The sequence below is a fragment of the Nocardia sp. BMG111209 genome, assembly GCF_000381925.1.
In the GTDB taxonomy this organism is placed as follows: Bacteria; Actinomycetota; Actinomycetes; order Mycobacteriales; family Mycobacteriaceae; genus Nocardia.
This window is the reverse complement of sequence record NZ_KB907307.1, coordinates 2,841,389-2,859,265: the sequence shown is the minus strand read 5'-3', so window position 1 is coordinate 2,859,265 and position 17,877 is coordinate 2,841,389. Positions and strand designations below refer to the sequence as shown.

At 69.0% G+C, this 17,877-nt stretch carries 17 protein-coding genes; 11 read left to right on the top strand and 6 right to left on the bottom strand.

Annotation, left to right across the window (positions count from 1 at the left end):
- Positions 1-26: 26 nt before the first annotated feature.
- On the top strand, positions 27-461 hold the full coding sequence (locus tag G361_RS0113140) for a nitroreductase family deazaflavin-dependent oxidoreductase (RefSeq protein WP_019927543.1): 435 nt from the start codon (positions 27-29) through the stop codon (positions 459-461).
- Between the two features lie 59 nt (positions 462-520).
- On the top strand, positions 521-1,120 hold the full coding sequence (locus G361_RS0113135) for a TetR/AcrR family transcriptional regulator (protein ID WP_026342990.1): 600 nt from the start codon (positions 521-523) through the stop codon (positions 1,118-1,120).
- 68 nt (positions 1,121-1,188) lie between these two features.
- On the opposite strand, the gene G361_RS43500 is transcribed toward G361_RS0113135, so the two are convergent.
- Entirely contained in the window at positions 1,189-1,905 is a 717-nt protein-coding gene (locus tag G361_RS43500; RefSeq protein WP_019927540.1) for a dienelactone hydrolase family protein, read from the bottom strand.
- Positions 1,906-1,997: 92 nt separating this feature from the next.
- Positions 1,998-3,527 (bottom strand): acyl-CoA synthetase, encoded by a 1,530-nt coding sequence (locus G361_RS0113125; protein ID WP_019927539.1) that lies wholly within the window; start codon positions 3,525-3,527, stop codon positions 1,998-2,000.
- A 174-nt stretch (positions 3,528-3,701) separates the two neighbouring features.
- On the opposite strand from G361_RS0113125, the gene G361_RS0113120 reads away from it, so the two are divergent.
- A complete protein-coding gene (locus tag G361_RS0113120) occupies positions 3,702-4,274 on the top strand; it encodes a dihydrofolate reductase family protein (RefSeq protein WP_019927538.1) in 573 nt (190 codons plus the stop codon).
- Positions 4,275-4,372: 98 nt separating this feature from the next.
- On the opposite strand, the gene G361_RS0113115 is transcribed toward G361_RS0113120, so the two are convergent.
- The gene (locus G361_RS0113115; protein WP_019927537.1) at positions 4,373-5,326 is read right to left on the bottom strand and encodes a LysR family transcriptional regulator; all 954 of its coding nucleotides are present in this window, start codon (positions 5,324-5,326) and stop codon (positions 4,373-4,375) included.
- A gap of 179 nt (positions 5,327-5,505) precedes the next feature.
- Here G361_RS0113115 and G361_RS0113110 point away from each other — a divergent pair, with 179 nt between their 5' ends.
- Genes G361_RS0113110 through cysN form a run of 6 tightly spaced genes read left to right on the top strand, consistent with a single transcriptional unit; the run spans position 5,506 to position 12,240 of the window.
- Entirely contained in the window at positions 5,506-6,378 is an 873-nt protein-coding gene (locus G361_RS0113110) for an SDR family NAD(P)-dependent oxidoreductase (RefSeq protein ID WP_019927536.1), read from the top strand.
- Between the two features lie 21 nt (positions 6,379-6,399).
- Entirely contained in the window at positions 6,400-7,506 is a 1,107-nt protein-coding gene (locus G361_RS0113105; RefSeq protein WP_369797894.1) for a sulfotransferase, read from the top strand.
- A gap of 29 nt (positions 7,507-7,535) precedes the next feature.
- Complete coding sequence (locus G361_RS0113100; RefSeq protein WP_019927534.1) at positions 7,536-8,606, top strand: hypothetical protein; 1,071 nt, start codon at positions 7,536-7,538, stop codon at positions 8,604-8,606.
- A 2-nt stretch (positions 8,607-8,608) separates the two neighbouring features.
- The gene (locus G361_RS0113095; protein WP_019927533.1) at positions 8,609-9,379 is read left to right on the top strand and encodes an SDR family NAD(P)-dependent oxidoreductase; all 771 of its coding nucleotides are present in this window, start codon (positions 8,609-8,611) and stop codon (positions 9,377-9,379) included.
- Between the two features lie 12 nt (positions 9,380-9,391).
- Positions 9,392-10,318 carry a sulfate adenylyltransferase subunit CysD gene (cysD, locus tag G361_RS0113090; protein WP_019927532.1) on the top strand — a complete coding sequence of 309 codons (927 nt, stop codon included), beginning with the start codon at positions 9,392-9,394 and terminating at the stop codon, positions 10,316-10,318.
- Positions 10,318-12,240, top strand: coding sequence for a sulfate adenylyltransferase subunit CysN (gene cysN / locus G361_RS0113085; RefSeq protein ID WP_019927531.1), 1,923 nt, complete (start codon positions 10,318-10,320; stop codon positions 12,238-12,240). The genes cysD and cysN overlap by 1 nt, the downstream gene beginning before the upstream one ends.
- 53 nt (positions 12,241-12,293) lie before the next feature.
- Here the strand turns inward: cysN and G361_RS0113080 are convergent, their stop codons facing one another.
- The gene (locus tag G361_RS0113080; protein ID WP_155981432.1) at positions 12,294-13,295 is read right to left on the bottom strand and encodes a DUF2804 family protein; all 1,002 of its coding nucleotides are present in this window, start codon (positions 13,293-13,295) and stop codon (positions 12,294-12,296) included.
- 53 nt (positions 13,296-13,348) lie between these two features.
- Entirely contained in the window at positions 13,349-13,798 is a 450-nt protein-coding gene (locus G361_RS0113075; protein ID WP_019927529.1) for a MarR family winged helix-turn-helix transcriptional regulator, read from the bottom strand.
- Positions 13,799-13,894: 96 nt separating this feature from the next.
- Between G361_RS0113075 and G361_RS0113070 the strand changes: the two genes are divergently transcribed.
- Together G361_RS0113070 and G361_RS0113065 are read left to right on the top strand one after the other, a co-directional pair.
- Positions 13,895-14,839 carry a zinc-binding alcohol dehydrogenase family protein gene (locus tag G361_RS0113070; protein ID WP_019927528.1) on the top strand — a complete coding sequence of 315 codons (945 nt, stop codon included), beginning with the start codon at positions 13,895-13,897 and terminating at the stop codon, positions 14,837-14,839.
- A gap of 127 nt (positions 14,840-14,966) precedes the next feature.
- Positions 14,967-16,520 carry a substrate-binding domain-containing protein gene (locus G361_RS0113065; protein WP_026342988.1) on the top strand — a complete coding sequence of 518 codons (1,554 nt, stop codon included), beginning with the start codon at positions 14,967-14,969 and terminating at the stop codon, positions 16,518-16,520.
- A 21-nt stretch (positions 16,521-16,541) separates the two neighbouring features.
- On the opposite strand, the gene G361_RS0113060 is transcribed toward G361_RS0113065, so the two are convergent.
- The gene (locus G361_RS0113060; RefSeq protein WP_019927526.1) at positions 16,542-17,861 is read right to left on the bottom strand and encodes a cytochrome P450; all 1,320 of its coding nucleotides are present in this window, start codon (positions 17,859-17,861) and stop codon (positions 16,542-16,544) included.
- Positions 17,862-17,877: the final 16 nt, after the last annotated feature.

Below are 17,877 nucleotides of genomic sequence, written 5' to 3'. Positions count from 1 at the left end.
CCCGCATCCGCCAACGAGGAGTCGTGATGTCCGAAAAGCCCTACAGTCCACCGGATCTCAGCCTGCGCGGCGACGAGCACGTGCGCGCCTACCGGGAATCCGGCGGCGAGCGCGGCTATATCTGGAACGGCGTGCCGATCCTGCTGCTGACCGCCACCGGCCGCCGCAGCGGCCGGCCGCGCACCTCGGCGCTGATCTTCGGCCGGGACGGGGACGACTACCTGATCGTGGCCTCGAAGGGCGGCGCGCCGGAGCATCCGGAGTGGTATCGCAATCTCACGGCCCATCCGGAGGCCGAGATCCAGGTGCGCGACCGGCACATCCCGGTGGTGGCGCGGACCGCCCGCGACGACGAGAAGTCGCGGCTGTGGTCGATCATGACCGAGGTGTGGCCGAACTACGACTCCTATCAGGCGCGCACCGACCGCCCGATACCGGTCGTCGTGCTCACCCCGCCGTGAGGCCCGCTAGCATATCTCGGATGTCGTGGGCCGAGAAAGCCGCGGACCGGTCGCCCGCCGTGCGGCGGACCCGCAGCCGCAGCATGCAGCAGGCGAGCCTGATCCTGGACGCCGCGCACCGGTTGGTTCTGCAGAAGGGGGACGCCTTCACCACCCAGGAGCTGGTGAAGGAGGCCGGGGTCGCGTTGCAGACCTTCTACCGGTACTTCGCGAGCAAGGATCAGCTGCTGCTGGCGGTGTTCGCGGAGATGATCGCCGCCGGGTGCGTCCGCTCGGTGGAGGACGCGCGCGATCTGCCGGATCCGATCGCCCGGCTGCGCTACTACATCACCTCCACGCTGCGCTCACTGGACGCGGAGGGCGACGACAAGGCCACGGCCCGCTTCATCGTCTCCACGCACTGGCGGCTGCAGCAGAATTTCCCGGACGAGATGGCCGAGGCGGTGCGGCCGTTCGCGGCGCTGCTGCTCGGCGAGATCCAGAAGGGTGTGGCCGCGGGCAAATTGCGGCCCGCCGATCCGGAGCGGGCCGCCTGGTTCGTCAACGAGCTGGTCCGATCGGTCTACCACCACTACGCGTACGCCGCACAGCCGCCGGCGACCCTGCCGGACGACCTCTGGGCGTTCTGCCTGTCCGCCCTCGGCGGCAGCCCCGGCTGACCGGAATCCCCGCGCCGCCCGGAACCCACAGCGCCGCCCGATCTTTCGCGCGGCGCCGTGGAATCGCCTCAGGCGAGGGCGGTTTCGAGCAGCGCCACCGTCCCGGCCCAGGACAGCGCGTCGGCCCCGGCATGGTAGGAGATGCCCTCGCGGCCCATCGCGTCCGCGTCGGGATCGGTGAATCCGTGTGCGGCACCCTGGAATACGGTCAGGGTGTAGTCGGCGCCCGCGTCGGCCAGCTCACGTTCGAGCTTCTCGATATCCGCCCGCGGCGCATAGGGATCCAGCGCGCCGGCGTACACCGCCACATGTGCGCGCACCGCCCCCGATTCGGCGGGCCGGTCGCTGCCCAGCAGGCCGTGATAGCTCACCACCGCGCGTACCTCCGCCCCGCTGCGGGCCAGTTCCAGCGTGCACTTGCCACCGAAGCAGAAGCCGATCGCCGCGGTCCGCGCCGCGTCCACCTCGGGCCGGGCGGCCAGCGCCGCGTGCCAGGCCACGATCCGCTCGCGCAGCCGCTCCGGCCGGCTGACCAGCTCGGCGAACGGCCCGCCCGCCGCCTCGGCCGACCGGTGTTCCCGGCCGCCGCCGTACATGTCGACCACCAGGGCGGCGTAGCCGAGCCGGGCCAGCCGCGCGGCCCGCTCGCGCATCATGTCGTTCGGCCCGTGCGCGGTGTGGACGACCAGTACGCCGGGATGCGGTCCGGGACCTTCCGGGACGATCAGCCCCCCGATCAGATCCGCTCCGTCGTGATGCAGCGGCACCGCCGCGAATTCCGTCACCGATCCACTCCTCCGTCACCTGCGAGCTCGATCACACGAGCTCCGACGAGAGTCTAATTCTCTGAATCGGAGAATCTCAATACGCAGCCGGATCAGTGGAACCGCTCGCGCAGCTTGCCCTTCACCAGCTTCCCGGTGGGTGTGCGGGGCAGTTCGCGATCGAATTCGAACCGCCGCGGCACCTTGTAGTGCGCGATCCGCTCGCGCAGATAGCCGCGAAACTGTTCGGCAAGCTCCGGGCCGGGCTCGGCGCCGGGCGCGGGTTCCACCACGGCGAGCACCGATTCGCCCATCTCCGGATCGGGCACGCCGATCACGGCGACGTCGAATACGGCCGGATGCAGGGCCAGCGCGTTCTCGATCTCCTGCGGATAGATGTTCACCCCGCCGGAGATGATCATGAACGCCTTGCGATCGGTGAGGTACAGATATCCGTCGGCGTCCACGTAGCCCACATCGCCGGTGGTGGTCCACAGCGGATGCGCCGGATGCCGCGACTCCGCGGATTTGGCCGGGGCGTTGTGATATTCGAACGGCCAGCCCTCGCGCTCGAAGTAGATCAGCCCCGTCTCGCCGGTGGGCAGTTCGGTGCCGTCGTCGGCGCAGATATGCAGGATGCCGATGCCCGCCCGGCCCACCGATCCGGGTTTGGCGAGCCATTCCGGGCTGGAGATGAAGGTGCCGCCGTTGCCCTCGGTGGAGGCGTAGTACTCGTACAGCACCGGGCCCCACCAGTCGATCATCGCCTGCTTGACCTCCACCGGGCACGGCGCCGCGGCGTGGACCGCCACCTTCAGGCTCGACAGGTCGTAGCGTTCGCGAACATCCTTGTCCAGCTTCAGCATTCGCACGAACATGGTCGGCACCCACTGGCTGTGCGTGACCCGGTACCGCTCGATCGCGGCGAGCGCCCCCTCGGCGTCGAACCGGTCCATCAGCACCACGGTGCCGCCGAGCGCCTGCACCACGCCGCCGAAGCGCAGCGGCGCCGCGTGGTAGATCGGCGCGGGCGAGAGATAGACGGTGTCGGGGTCGAACCCGTACTGCGGCCCGAAGATCGCGACGTAGGGATCGCCCGGCTCGTGCACCTCGCGGTCGGGCAGCGGCTGTTTGATCCCCTTGGGCCGCCCCGTGGTTCCCGAGGAGTACAGCATGTCGCCGCCGCGCGGCTGCCGCGGCAGCGGCTCCGGCGGCACACTCGCCAGCGCCTGTTCGTACGATTCGTAGCCCGGTACGGAACCGTGGTACGCCAAGCGAATTCGCGCCTGCGGGGCGCCGTCGAGGACCTTCTCCACCAGCGGCGCGAGGGTCGCGCCGACGACGAGAGCCTGTGCGCCGCAATCGTCGACGATGTAGGCCGCCTCGTCGGCGGTCAGGTGGCTGTTGACGGCGGTGATGTAGAGCCCCGATCGCAGTGCCGCCCAATAGATCTCGAACACCCGCGGGTGGTTGTCGGCGATCACCGCGAGATGGTCGCCGCGCCGCAGCCCGGCGTCGTGCAGGTATCGCGCCAGCCGGGCGGAATTCTCCTCCAGCTCCCGGTAGGTCAGCGCCTCGCCGGTCGCCGCCGAGATCGCGGCGGGCTTGTCCGGAAATCGGGAAACATAGGCACCGGGATACATGCGACTCCCAACTCGATTGCGACGGCGAACACACTTATCGGTATCGGCTGTGACGTTAGACACCTCCGTTGTACACCGTCAAGGACAATCGCGGGCCGCGTGTCGATTCCGGCCCGGCTCGTTCGAGGAGTGGATGTGGGCCGAGTGGCCCGTCGTCACCGAAAGGACAGCATCATGCGCAAGGTCGTGGCCCTGGAACACATCACCCTCGACGGATACGCCTCGTCGGGCCGGGATCTCGGATTCGAATTCACCTTCGGCGGTTACAGCGAGGATCTGGCGACCTTCGTCCAGGAGCACGTCCAGGCCGATTTCGACACCGCGATGTACGGCCGCGAGACCTATCTCGGCATGTACGGGTACTGGGCGGCGCAGCCGACGCCGGAGAGTTCGGCGAACGAGCGCACGCACGCCGAGTGGGTCAACGCCGTGGACAAGGTCGTGTTCTCCACCACGCTGGCGGCCGCGGAATGGCACAACACCCGGCTGATCGGCGCGAACGTGGCCGAGGAGGTGCGCGCGCTGAAACAGCGGGAGGGCGGCACGATCGGGATCTACGCCAGCCCGAAACTGGTGCATTCCTTCCTCGATATGGGACTGATCGACGAATTCCGGATCATGATCCATCCGGTGACCCTCGGCTCGGGTACCCCGCTGTTCCACGAGAAGGCGCAGGTGAATCTCGAACTGCTGGAAACCCGGTCCTTCGATTCCGGCGTGGTCTACGTCCGCTATTCGATTCGCTGACGCTTCCGGCGGCAATTCCCGGACCGTTCCCGGAATACCGGGTCCGGGAATTACCGCCGCAGATATCAGTTCCGGTTATCGCCTCGACGAGGACGCGCTCAGGCCCAGTTCGGATTCCACGGCCGCGGCGCCAGGAAGCGGGCCGGCCAGGTCCCGGACGTGGTCAGGTGTTTGACCTCCTCGCGCAGCACATCGCCGACCTTGAACGCGAATTCGCGCGGGAGATCCATCCGCGCCGAGGCCGCCACCACGATGTGCTGGGTCAGGCCCGGCTCGATCAGCGGTGCCCAGCGCACCCGTTCCCGCGCGATCTCCGGGCCGCAGGCGGAGATCGGCAGCACCGCGTAGGACTCGCCGCGCTCCACCAGATCGAGCATCACCGGCAGCGAGTCGGTCGCGATCGGGGCGTGCACGCGCATCTTCAGCCGCAGCGCCGCGTTCTCGACGGTGCCGGCGATACCGAGCGGCGAGGCGGGCAGCACCAGCGGCAACTCGGTCAGCCGGGTGAAGGTGATCGGCGTGTCCGGACGCAGTTGCGATCCGGGCCCGCCGATCACGACCAGATCCTCCACCAGCAGATCGCGGGCGAACAGCCGTTCGTCGGTCACCTGATTGATCAGCGCCGAGTCGATCCGGCCGCGCAGCATCTCCTCGATGAGGGTGCCCGCCCCGGCAACGGTCAGATGCACGTTCACCTTCGGGAACGCCGCGCGCAGGCCGATCAGCAGCGGACCGGCCAAAAGCGGCGCGACGGTCGGCAGCATGCCCAGATGCAGCGCGCGCTCGATCCGCGCCAGCGGCGATCCCGCGTAGTGCAGCGCCAGCTCCAGCTGACGCAGCGGTCCGGCGGTGGAGGCGCGCAGCCGTTCGCCGTCCTCGGTGAGTTCCACCCCGCGCCGGGTCCGGTGGAACAGCATGATGCCGAGTTCCTCCTCGAGCAGCCGGATCTGGCGGCTCAGGGCCGGCTGGGCGACACCCAGGACCGTCGCGGCCCGGGTCATCGAACCCTCCTCGGCGATCCGCAGGAAGTACTTCAGCCGATGGGTGTCCATCGCCGCACGGTAACACGTGACATAACGCGATGATATGACTGTCCGCCGAAATCAGTATTGGCCGGTGAAAAGTCCCGAGTCCTAATCTTCCACCACAGGATCTGCCGCATCGGGCGAATCCGCATTCCACGCCCGATGATCCGGATGCGCTCCAATGACGGAGCGGGAGAGGAGTCCCCATGGAGACTCGGGAACAGGACTGGTCCCAGATATTGGGTTTCGACCGGTTGCCTTATCACATTGTCGACAAGCGGGTGAGCGATCTGCTGGATCTGCGCGGCAAGGTAGCGGTCGTCACCGGTGCCGGCGGTGACGGCTTGGGGCACGCGATCGCGACCCGGCTCGCCGGCTGCGGCGCGGATATCGCGCTGGTCGGGCGGACGTTCGAGAAGGTCGAGCGCCGGGCGAAGGAGATCGAGCAGCGCTGGGGTGTGCGCACGGTCCCGATCAGGGCCGACATGTCCGACTGGGATCAGGTGCATCGCGCCGTCGCGGACAGCCGGGACGCGCTCGGCGGATTCGACATCATGATCAACAACCCGGTCATGGTGACCGCCGGCGCGTTCGACCGGCACAGCAAAGCGGATATCGACATGACCGTGCTGGGCAGCCTGACCATGATGATGTACGGCGCGCACGCCGCGCTGGAACATCTGCTGCCGCAGGGTTCGGGCAAGATCATCAACATCGGCGCGGTCGCCGGCCGGGTGCAGCAGTCCGGATTGACGGTGTACTCCGCATGCAAGGCGGGCGTCATCGGCTTCACCCGCAACCTCGCGCACGAGTACTCCTCGCGGGGTATCAGCGTGATGGCGGTGGGTCCGGGCATCATGCTCAAGGACGATATGAAGCGGTACCTGCTGAATCCGGCCAACGATGCCGAGCGGGCCGGCCGCGACGCCATCGCCGAGTCGATCACCGAGCGGGTCCAGCTCGGCCGCGCCGCGCTGCCCGAGGAGGTCGCGAACGTGGTGGCCTTCCTCGCCTCGGAAGCGGCGAGCTACATGTGCGGGCAGACGATCGACGTCGCCGGCGGACAGTGGATGGGCTGACCGGTGCCGACGATCGACGACATGCTGAAAAGCGCTGTGGCGCAAACGGATCTGTACGATTTCGGCGACGACTCGTTCCGCGAGGGCCTCGGGATCCTGCTGGATTCGCTGGCGCGCGAGGCGCGGCTCAACGCCACCGGCGAGAAATTCCTGTACGACCGGATCGTGCTGCACCTGAGCCAGCGGTTGCAGGTGGAGGACTGGTACCGGCGCCATCCCGAGATCGACGACGGGCAGATCGTGGCGCCGGTGATCGGGCTGGGCCTGCCGCGCACCGGCTCCACGGCACTGTCGGTGCTGCTGGCCCAGGACCCGGCCGTGCGGTACATCCGGCGCTGGGAATCATCGCAGCCCTGCCCGCCGCCGTCCACCGTGACGGGTGTCGATCCGCGCATCCCGCCGGACAAGGGCGAGATGGTCGGCACCCGCTACCACGTACCGGTCGACAAGCACGGTCCGATGGAATGCCACGACCTGATGGCGCTGGACTTCAAATCGCACATCTTCCACGCCTACGCGCAGATCCCGTCCTATTCGAGCTGGTTGCTCGACGCCGACCTCACCTCGACGTTCGCCTATCAGCGCCGGGTCATGAAGCTGCTGCAATGGGGTGAGCCGCAGCGGCCGTGGCGGCTGAAATGCCCCTCGCACGTGCTGTTCCTGAAATATCTGGACACGGCCTTCCCCGACGCGCGCTTCGTGATGACCCATCGCGATCCGGCCGATGTGATCCTCTCGGTGGCCGAGCTGTACGCCGACATCACCGGCCGGTTCACCGACCACATCGACCTGCCCTATATCGGCCGGCTCAATGTGCAGCACTGGTCGGCGGGTATGGCACGGACGGTCGCGTTCCGCGCCGCCGGCGCCGGAGATCGCTTCTACGACATCGACTTCCGCGCCATGCAGGCCGATCCGCTCGGCGAGGTGACGGGCCTCTACCGGTGGCTGCGCGAACCCGTGTCCGAGGAATTCGAGGCGCGGATGCGGAGCTGGTGGACCACCGCGGCGGCCGAGCGCGAGCCCAGCCACCGCGCCGACCCGGTGGCCTACGACATCGACCTGGACCGGGTCCGACCGGCCTTCGCGGACTACGTGGCGCACGCGCGGCGCTGGACCGCGCACTGACATTCTCGATCGGAAGGAACAACGATCCGATGACCATCGACACGACCGGCGGTATCGATCCCGCCCGCGAATTCGTCTTCGCCGAGCGCCCGGACAATCCGGAGATGCGCGATTCGGTCAGCTTCTGGGTGTCCGACGACCGCGGTGAGCTGGGGCTGCCGCGCATCGGCGTGGAAGCTGTTGCCTCCAACTGGGATTCGCACGACATCCAGGTGAACGTGGCCTTCGCCGACGGCCGCGCGTTCCGGCTGCGCGAGACCAGCCCGGCCCGGCCGCCAGCGGGACCCGACGGCCGGCCCACGGTACTCGGCGCGGGCCCGCTGGCCTTCCGCTGTGTGGAACCGTTCCGCACCTGGGAGCTGACCTACGACGGAAAGGCCGTCAGCACAACCTCTTCCGACCTCGCCGCCGGGAAGACCGGCGGCCCGCTGGTCGATCTGGCCTTCCGGGTCACCGCGACCATGGCGGTGCCGCCGTGGATCCAGGGCGCGCTGCGCACGGATGCCGGTGACAAGCTGAAGAATTCGGTCGAGGGCGACCTGATGGGCGGGCCCCGCTACGAGCAGTTGTTCCGCGCCGCCGGGTCGGTGACCGTGGACGGCGGTGCGCCGCGGGAGTTCACCGGCAGCGGGCTGCGGATCCGTCGCCAGGGTGTGCGCCGGCTGGCCGAGTTCTGGGGCCACTGCTGGCAGTCGGCGGTGTTCCCGAGCGGAAAGGCGTTCGGCTACATGGCCTATCCGCCGCGCGACGACGGGAAGCCCACTTTCAACGAGGGTTTCGTCTTCCTCGGCGACGGCGAGCTGATCCCGGCGCGGGTGGTGCGCGCGCCGTGGCTGACCCGGTTGCAGGCGCTCGGCGAGGATGTGTCGCTGACCCTCGAAACCGCCGACGGCACCGTGATTCCCATCGAGGGCGAGACCGTGGTCTCCACCCACGACGTGCACCACGACGACGACACCTATTCGATCAAATCGCTGAAGCAGGAGAACTCGGATTTCCCGGCCCTGCAGCAGGCGGGTGTCCGCTACCGCTGGGACGGCGAGCAGACCTACGGGATGATCGAGCGATCCAACCCGCTGCACAAGATCGAGCGGGGCTGACGATGCGCGGACTGCGGGACAAGACCTATGTCGTCGCCGGCGGCGCGACCGGGATCGGCGCCGCCGCGGCGGCCCGGCTGGCCGAGGAGGGCGCCGCCGTCACCGTCGGCGACATCAACATCGCCGGGGCCGAGACGACCGCCGAGAGGATCACGCGCGCCGGTGGCCGCGCGATCGCGGTGGAGTTCGACCTCGCCGACGACAAGTCGGTACAGGCCATGGTGGATCGGACGATCGCCGAATTCGGCGGCGTGCACGGCCTTTTCAACGTCGGCGCGGATCTGTCGCCGGGCAACATCGGCCGCGACAAGACCGTGCTGGAGACCGAATTCGACGTCTGGCAGCGCACACTGGACGTGAACCTGCTCGGGTACGTCCGCACCGTGCGCGCGGTGCTGCCGCATCTGCTGGCCCACGGCGGCGGCAGCATCGTGAACACCTCGTCGGGGACGTCGGTCGGCGGTGACCCGTCGCGGGTCGCCTACGGCGTGTCCAAGGCGGGGGTCAATCAGCTCACCCGGCACATCGCGATCAACTACGGCCGCCGGGGAATCCGGGCCAACGGCGTCATGCCGGGCCTGGTGATGGGCGAGACCGTGCAGAACCAGAACGATGTGGCGCTGCAGGAAGCGTTCCTGACGGCGGGCCGTACCACCCGGCTCGGCGTGCCCGACGACCTGGCCTCGGTCGTCTCGTTCCTGCTGTCGGACGAGGCCGAGTGGATCAACGGCCAGGTGTGGTTCATCGGCGGCGGCGCGCACCTGCGCAACTGAAGGACGGGCGAGATGACGAGCACGACACTCGAGAGCACCGGCGGGCTGACGCACCTGCAACGCCTGGAGGCGGAGAGCATCCAGATCATGCGGGAGGCGGTCGCCGAGAGCGAGCGGCCGGTGATGCTGTATTCGATCGGCAAGGACAGTTCGGTGCTGCTGCACCTGGCGCGCAAGGCCTTCCATCCGTCCCGGCTGCCGTTCCCGCTGCTGCACGTGGACACCACGTGGAAGTTCCGGGCCATGTACGACTTCCGGGACCGGATCGCCGCCGCCGGCGATCTGGACCTGATCGTGCACCGGAACCCGGAATGCGTTGCGCGGGGCATCAATCCGTTCGAGCACGGGTCGGCGCTGCACACCGAGATGTGGAAGACCGAGGGCCTCAAACAGGCGCTCGATCAGCACCGCTTCGATCTGGCGTTCGGCGGCGCGCGCCGCGACGAGGAGAAGTCCCGCGCCAAGGAGCGGGTGTTCTCGCTGCGCTCGGCGCAGCACCGCTGGGATCCGAAGCGGCAGCGGCCGGAACTGTGGCGGCTGTACAACACTCGTAAACGGCCGGGGGAGAGCCTGCGGGTGTTCCCGCTGTCGAACTGGACCGAGCTGGACGTCTGGCAGTACATCCATCTGGAGCGGATCGCGCTGGTGGACCTGTATTTCGCGGCCCCGCGGCCGGTGGTGGAACGCGACGGCGCGCTGATCATGGTCGACGACGAGCGAATGCCGTTGCCGCCCGGCGAGATTCCCGAACAGCGCATGGTGCGGTTCCGCACGCTCGGCTGCTATCCGCTGTCCGGCGCGGTGGCCAGCACCGCGACCACCCTGACCGCGGTCGTCCAGGAGATGTTGCTGACCACCAGTTCCGAACGTCAGGGCCGGGTCATCGACCGCGACTCCACCGGCTCGATGGAGAAGAAGAAGCAGGAAGGGTACTTCTGATGACGCACCCCGATCCGCCGGATCTGATCGCCACCGACATCGAGGAGTATCTGCGCCGGCACGAGCGGAAGACGATGCTGCGCTTCATCACCTGCGGCAGTGTCGACGACGGCAAGTCCACCCTGATCGGCCGGCTGCTCTACGACTCCAAGATGGTGTTCTCCGATCACCTCGCCGAACTCGAGCAGGACTCGAGGACCGTCGGAACCCAGGGCGGGGAACTGGATTTCGCGCTGCTGGTCGACGGCCTGGCCGCCGAACGCGAACAGGGCATCACCATCGACGTGGCCTACCGGTTCTTCACCACCGAGCGGCGCAAGTTCATCGTGGCCGACACCCCGGGCCACGAGCAGTACACCCGCAACATGGTCACCGGCGCCTCGACCGCGGATCTGGCGGTGATCCTCGTCGATGCCCGCAAGGGTGTGCTGACCCAGACCCGCCGGCACAGCTATCTGGTGTCGCTGCTCGGTATCCGGCACATCGTGCTGGCGGTGAACAAGCTGGATCTGCTGGACTATTCGCGGGAGCGGTTCGCGGAGATCGAGGCCGAGTACCGCGGTTTCGCCGACAGCATCGGGCTCGCCACCGTGATCGCGATCCCGATGTCGGCGCTGCGCGGCGACAACATCCTGCAATCGAGCCCGAATACGCCTTGGTACACCGGTCCTTCGCTGATCGGTCATCTGGAGACGGTGGAGATCGCCGACGACCGCAACGCCGGGCCGTTCCGGTTGCCGGTGCAGTGGGTCAACCGGCCGAATCTGGACTTCCGCGGCTTCGCCGGCCAGATCGCCGGTGGCACCGTGCGTCCCGGCGACCGGGTCAAGGTGCTGCCGTCCGGGCGGGAATCGACGGTGGCCCGGATCGTCACCGCCGACGGCGATCTCGACGCGGCGGTCGCCGATCAGTCGGTCACGCTGACGCTGACCGACGAGATCGACGTCAGCCGTGGCGATGTCATCGCCGACGCCTGCGCCGCGCCCGAGGTCGCGGACCAGTTCGAGGCGCACGTGGTGTGGATGAGCGAGGAGCCGATGCTGCCCGGCCGCACCTATCTGCTCAAACTCGGCACCTCGACGGCCGTCGCGCAGGTGGGTCAGCCCAAGTACGCGGTGAACGTCAACACCCTCGAGCGGACCGCCGCGCGCACCCTCGGCCTGAACGAGATCGGTGTCGTCGCACTGCATCTGGACCGGCCGATCCCGTTCGATCCGTACGCCGAGAACCGCGACACCGGCGGATTCGTCCTCATCGACCGGTTCAGCCAGGACACGGTCGCGGCCGGGATGCTGCGCTTCGCGCTGCGGCGCGCGCACAACATCCACTGGCAGTCGGTGGAGGTCGACCAGCAGTCGCGGGCCCGCAGCAAGGGCCAGCAACCGGCGGTGGTGTGGTTCACCGGACTGTCCGGCGCGGGCAAGTCCACGATCGCGAACCTGGTCGAGAAACGACTGCACGAGCAGGGTTTCCACACCTACCTGCTCGACGGCGACAACGTCCGCCACGGCCTGAACGCCGATCTCGGCTTCACCGATGCCGACCGGGTGGAGAACATCCGCCGGGTGGTGGAGGTGGCCCGGCTGCTGTCCGATGCCGGTCTGATCGTGCTGGCCTCGTTCATCGCGCCGTTCCGGGCCGAGCGGGCCCGCGCGCGCGAACGGCTCGGCGCCGCCGCGTTCTTGGAGGTGCACGTGGACGCCCCGCTGGCGGTGGTGGAGGCCCGGGACCGGAAGGGCTTGTACGCCAAGGCTCGTCGCGGTGAACTGATCAACTTCACCGGCATCGACTCGCCGTACGAACCACCGGAGGCGCCGGAGGTCCATCTGGACTCCGGCGGCACCCGGACCCCGGAGGAACTGGCCGATCTGGTGATCGAGCGCCTGCGGGAGGCCGGAGTCCTGCGACCGCCGGCCGAATGACGCCGGGCCGCAGCCGGTCCCGGCCCGGGACCGGCTGCGCGGGCATCCCGGAATCAGAGCCGCGCGCGCATCTGCTCGCAGACGCCGTGCACATCGGTGAGTTCGAGTGTGCGGGAACCGATGTCGAGGCTACCGGCGAAGGTGCCGTAGGCCTGGAAGTAGTCCATGGCCAGTACGCCGAGTTGCAGATCGACGGTCTTGCGGCCCTCGGGGGTGAAGGTGACGTCCAGGCGCCCGTCCGCCGAGCGAACCCGCCACGGCGACAACGGCGCCGCCGCGTCCCAGCCGAAATCGACATCGGTCAGCGGCGCGGCGGCGTCGGCGGTCCAGATCCCGGATTCCTCCGGCTGCCCGGGCAGTTCCGGCCGGTCGACGAAGTTCGCGCCGACCGGGACGCCGTCGGCGAAGGTGCCGAAGGTGCCCCAGGTCCAGGTGGTGCGGTAGGGGAGTGTGGATTTGTGCTCGTCGAGGATCGCGAGATCGCGGTCGGGGCGGAACACGAATTCGCGCTCGCCGACCCGCAGCGAGCCCTCGATCGGATACAGCGCCTTGTTCGTGTACATGGCGCCGCCGGGCAGCCGGGAACTCACCGACAGCGCGGGGGAGGCCGCCGCGGGCAGCAGCTCCAGCCGTCCGCGCAAGGCCGGCGCCTCCGCGGTGGCGGCGATCTCGATCCCGATCCGGTGGCGGTCCGCGGCGAAGTCGTATTCGATCGCATATCCCTTGCGGCGCAACGCCACCGAGCTGCCGAGCAGTTGTTCGGCGAGCCGGACGGTACCCGGCGGCGCCACCCGCTCGTGCTGGTAGAGCGCACCGTTGGCCCGGTCGTGCACGTAGATCTCGGAGCTGCCGAGGTATTTCGCGTCCTGCAGGATCATCGACGCGTAGATCTCCGGATGTACGAGGGTGAAGCCCGCCCACTCCTTCAGCCGGGTGCGCCGCAGCAGCCGCCGCGGTCCGCGGAACTCGTCGAGCGGGTTCACCGAGGCCGGCCGAGCGGCCAGCCGTCCGTAGTGCCGGACGCCGTTTTCCACCAGACTGTGCGGTTCGAACATGCCCGCACTGTACATTCCCCGCCGGTTGCCGCGTGGTCGCCGGCGGCCGGGTCTCAGGACGGCCCGGAATCCAGGACGCGGCGCAGCAGCGTGTCCAGCCGGCGCTGCTCGGCGGGTCCGAGCGCGTCGGTCATCGGCGCGAGCGTGCGCGCGATGTGACCGTGCACGCGTTCCACCAGCTCGGCGCCCGCGGCGGTGAGGAAGACGTCGACCGCGCGGCCGTCGGCCGGATTGGGCGCGCGCTGCAACAGGCCGCGCTTCTCGGCGCGGCCGACGAGCCCGGTCATGGTCGACTTCTCCAGTCCGAGGTAGTTGGCCAGCGCGGTGACGCCGACGCGGCGGTCCCGCAGGATGCCGAATACGCGCAGCTGGGTCAGCGACACCTCGTTGTCGCCCGCGACCTCGGTCAGTACCGCCATGGTCACGAAGGCCGCCTGCACCAGGCTGTCGACCAGCTCACCCTGATCGAAGACGCCGTCGGGCGCACGGTCGGATCGGTTCATGACCCCAGCGTACTTGACTTGGTTCGCGATACCAACTAATTTAGTTCGTAACGCCAACTACTTCGGGCGTCACCGATCCCCCGGAAGGACAATCCCGTGAAGGCAGCAGTCGTCTCCGCGTTCGATACCCCGCCCCGCTACCGGGACTTCCCCGCACCCGTCGCCGTGCGCGCGACGGAACAGGTGGTGGACGTCATCGCCGCCGGCCTGCACCCACGCGTGCGCTCCCAGGCCGACGGCTCGCACTACACCAGCACCGGGGAACTGCCGCTGGTACCCGGCATCGACGGCGTCGGGCGCGGCGCCGACGGGGTCCTGCGCTATTTCCTGCTCCCGGACACCACCCTCGGCACGATGGCCGAGCAGACCCTCGTCGACCTCCGCCGCAGCATCGTGCTGCCGGAGGGTAGCGATGCGGTAGCGGTCGCGGCGGCGCTCAACCCGGCCATGTCGTCCTGGGTGGCGCTGCGCCGGCGTATCGAATTCGGCCCCGGGCAGACGGTCCTGATCCTCGGCGCCACCGGCAGCGCCGGCCGGATGGCCGTGCAGATCGCGAAGCTGTTCGGCGCCACGCGGATCGTGGCGGTCGCGCGCAACGCCGGCCTGCTCGCGGCCCTGCCCGCCCTCGGCGCCACCGAGACCGTGGCCCTGGCCGACACCGCCCGCCTCGGCACGGTCGCCGCCGAGGTCGATGTCGTACTCGACTATCTGTGGGGCGAGCCGGCCGCCGACGCGCTGGCCGCGATCGTCACCGCCCGGCCCGATCGGGGAAAACCGTTGTCCTGGATCCAGATCGGCTCGGTCGCGGGCCCCACCGCCGCGATCCCGTCGGCGGCGCTGCGCGCCGCGCATCTGCAGATCGTCGGCAGCGGACAGGGTTCCGTCGCCACCGGTGACATCCTCGCCGAACTCCCGGCGCTGGCCGCCGCGATCACCGCGGGCGCCTTCGACATCGACGCCCGCCCGGTGCCGCTGTCGGAGGTGGAGCGGGCCTGGGCCGACGCGCCGCGCACCACCGCGCGGCTCGTGCTCACCCCGTAGGCGCGGGATCCCCAGTCCGCCAAAGCGATTACGGCGCGATGAACTGTGCCGGAACACTGTCCCGCGACGTTGGCAGGATGCGGTGGAGATCCGAGGATGGGGGGCACAACAGATCGAGGGGGAATCGGTGGACGGCCTTCTCACCTACGTCTTCGCCGTCTTCGGTGTCGTCGTTCCGGTGGTCGCGTTCCTGTGGGAGTTCGTCCTGTCCGGGCGCAAACGGCTCGGGTACCGGGTGCAGGTCAACGATCCGGTGCGCACCAGCGGCGACAGTGCCGAGGAGGCAGCGCAACTCGGCGTCCTGCAGCAGCTGCTGCCGAAGAAGGCCGAGGACGGGTCGAAACCGGCGAAGCTCGGCGACATGTCGATCGTCCTGCTGAAGATCGAGAACAACGGCTGGACCGAGGTCGGCCACGAGGACTACCGGCACAGCGAGGGCGCCAACTCCGGCATCACCTTCCGATTTCCGGGCCGCACGATCGTGGGCGTCGCGCTGACCGCACCCAGCCGATCGATGAAATCCGTTCTGCGGGACCACACCAGCGGTGTGAAGACCGATCTGGACGGCAGCGACGGCCTCATCGTGCTGCCCAAATTCGCGCTGGGCCGCGAGGATTCGTACAAGATCATGGCGGTGCTGCGACGGCATCCGGACATGCCCAAGTACAGCGGGGACGAACTCCCGCTGCCCGAGGTCGACGGCGGCATCCGGCGCGGCAAGGTCATCCGGACCGAGAGCCGCACCCGGATGTCCACCCCGTACGCCGCCCTGGTGACCCTGCTGGTCGCGGTGGTGATCGTGCAGTTCGTCACCGGACTGGTGAAACCGCACTCCGATCCGATGGACTGCGAGGCGGGTCACCTGTCCCTGACCGGATCCACCGCGATCGAGAAGGTGATGCAGGACAGTGCCGCCGGATACCAACGCCGTTGTCCCGGTGCGCATATCGACGCCACCGGGTTCAAGAGCAGCAACGACGGCCTGCAGACGCTCGACAGCGGGAAGCAGGCCGATCCGGCCACGCAACTGGCCTTCACCGACGGCCTGAACACCGACCATCCCGCGCTGGTCGCGCGGCCGATCGCGTTCGTGCTGTTCACGCCGGTCGTCAACGCCGCGGTCACCGGATTCGACAGCCTGACCCGGCAGCAGATCGCGGATCTGTACGCCGGCCGATACCTCAACTGGAAGGATCTCGGCGGACCGGATCTGGCGGTGCGGCTGATCGGCCGGCACCGGAGTTCCGGCAGCCGTTCGGCATTCGAGCACGAGATCCTGGAAGGCGATGAGCCGGCGGACAATTCGGCCGACTGCCACACCGGTGCCGCCCCGGAGCCGCTGCGCTGCGAGGCCGACACCACCGCCGACCTGCTCACCCTGGTCGCACGGACCCCGGGCGCGATCGGCTATTCCGAAGTCGCCACGGCCACCGCGGATTCCAGGATCCGGGTGCTCGAGGTGGACGGGCACCGCGCCACCCGTGACGAGGCGCTCGCCGGGACATATCATTTCGGCGCCTCGGAGTACGCCTACAGTGTCGGTGCGCTGCCGCCCGATTCGCTGGCGGCGGGCTTCCTGCGCTACCTCGGCTTCGGCGAGGGAAAGGACATCCTCAGCAGGTACGGCGACGCCCCGTGCGCCGAACTGGCCGACCCCGTCGACTGCCGCCCCTACCGCTGACCGCCGCGCGATCCGCCCGATTCAACGGGGCCGCAACGTGATCCGCGCGTTGTGCGCGGGACTGATCCCGGTGTGCAGACGCCGCGGCGGTTCGACGTAACCCGGGGTGACGTCGATGCGCCGGTGCCGCAGCACGGCCCGGAACATGACCCGCGCCTCGAAGAGGGCGAACTGCGCGCCGAGGCAGCGGTGCGATCCACCGCCGAAGGCCAGCCAGGTGCGATTGGGCGGGGGCTCCGTCAGGAAGCGTTCGGGCCGGAACGCCAGCGGGTCCGGATAGTGTTGCGGCGATTCGTGAATCACCAGGATCGGCACGATCACCATGGCGTCCCGGGGGATCTCGATCCCGTTGATCACCGTGTCGCGCAACGCGCGCCGCCCGGTGAACGGACTCGCCGGCCGCACCCGCATCGCCTCGGCCACCACCGCGTCGAGATAGGTGTCGAGCCGGTCGATGTCGCCCGCGTCGGCGGCCGCGTCCACCTCGGCCATGGCCGCCGGATTCCCGGCCAGCAGGGCGGCGATCCAGCCCAGGGTGATCGCGGTGGTTTCGTAGGCGCCCAACAGGATTCCCCGCATGTTGCGGGCCAGCCCCGGATCGTCGTGCCGATCCGATTCGGTGTCCACGTACCGCGCCAGCACATCGGTGCCGTGCCGCCCGGCGGCCCGGCGGTCGGCGATCTCCTCGAGGATCACCTCGTCGACCCGCGCCTCGCGGCGGTGCAGCGGCGGATACGGCGGGGTGAACCCGCCGAGGAAGGGGGTGAGCATGGTGGCGGCGAGGAAGCCCCGGCTCTCGATCGCCGCGAACCACCGGCCCACGGCCTGCCGCAGCCGCTCCAGCCGATCCGGCGGCATATCGCCGAACACCACACCCAGGAGCACGCCGATAGCGAGATCGTAACCGGCGCGCAGGAATTCGAACGGCTGCCCGACCGGCCAGCCCGGCAGCACCCGATCGACCACCTCGGTGATGAGATCCTCGTACTTCAGCACGGCCTGGTGGTGGAAGGCCGGCGCGAACAGGCGGCGTTCGGTCCGGTGCTCCTCGCCGTCGAGGAAGATCAGCGTCTGCGTGCCGAACAGGACGTCGTGGCTGGACAGCCGGCTCAGCACGCGTCCCAGCGAGAAGTCCTCCCGCGCGGCGAACAGGGCCCACACGTCGTCCATGTCGTGGGTGACCAGCATGGTCGGCAGGCCCGGCGGGGATACGACGAACCGCTCGCCGAGCGCGGCCAGTGGTGACCGGTGCGTGCCCGGTCGGATCAGGCCGCCGAGCCGGGCCAGGTCGCGGTTGGGTACTCGGGGAAGATCGCGCAGCGATATCGCGGTGGGTGACACCCGGACATCCTCGCCA

Bases quoted from the DNA above. Each gene is read 5' to 3' on its own strand.
- G361_RS0113140 (WP_019927543.1), top strand. From the start codon at position 27: ATGTCCGAAAAGCCCTACAGTCCACCGGATCTCAGCCTGCGCGGCGAC.
- G361_RS0113125 (WP_019927539.1), bottom strand. From the start codon at position 3,527: ATGTATCCCGGTGCCTATGTTTCCCGATTTCCGGACAAGCCCGCCGCG.
- G361_RS0113120 (WP_019927538.1), top strand. From the start codon at position 3,702: ATGCGCAAGGTCGTGGCCCTGGAACACATCACCCTCGACGGATACGCC.
- G361_RS0113115 (WP_019927537.1), bottom strand. From the start codon at position 5,326: ATGGACACCCATCGGCTGAAGTACTTCCTGCGGATCGCCGAGGAGGGT.
- G361_RS0113110 (WP_019927536.1), top strand. From the start codon at position 5,506: ATGGAGACTCGGGAACAGGACTGGTCCCAGATATTGGGTTTCGACCGG.
- G361_RS0113105 (WP_369797894.1), top strand. From the start codon at position 6,400: ATGCTGAAAAGCGCTGTGGCGCAAACGGATCTGTACGATTTCGGCGAC.
- G361_RS0113100 (WP_019927534.1), top strand. From the start codon at position 7,536: ATGACCATCGACACGACCGGCGGTATCGATCCCGCCCGCGAATTCGTC.
- G361_RS0113095 (WP_019927533.1), top strand. From the start codon at position 8,609: ATGCGCGGACTGCGGGACAAGACCTATGTCGTCGCCGGCGGCGCGACC.
- cysD (WP_019927532.1), top strand. From the start codon at position 9,392: ATGACGAGCACGACACTCGAGAGCACCGGCGGGCTGACGCACCTGCAA.
- cysN (WP_019927531.1), top strand. From the start codon at position 10,318: ATGACGCACCCCGATCCGCCGGATCTGATCGCCACCGACATCGAGGAG.
- G361_RS0113080 (WP_155981432.1), bottom strand. From the start codon at position 13,295: ATGTTCGAACCGCACAGTCTGGTGGAAAACGGCGTCCGGCACTACGGA.
- G361_RS0113075 (WP_019927529.1), bottom strand. From the start codon at position 13,798: ATGAACCGATCCGACCGTGCGCCCGACGGCGTCTTCGATCAGGGTGAG.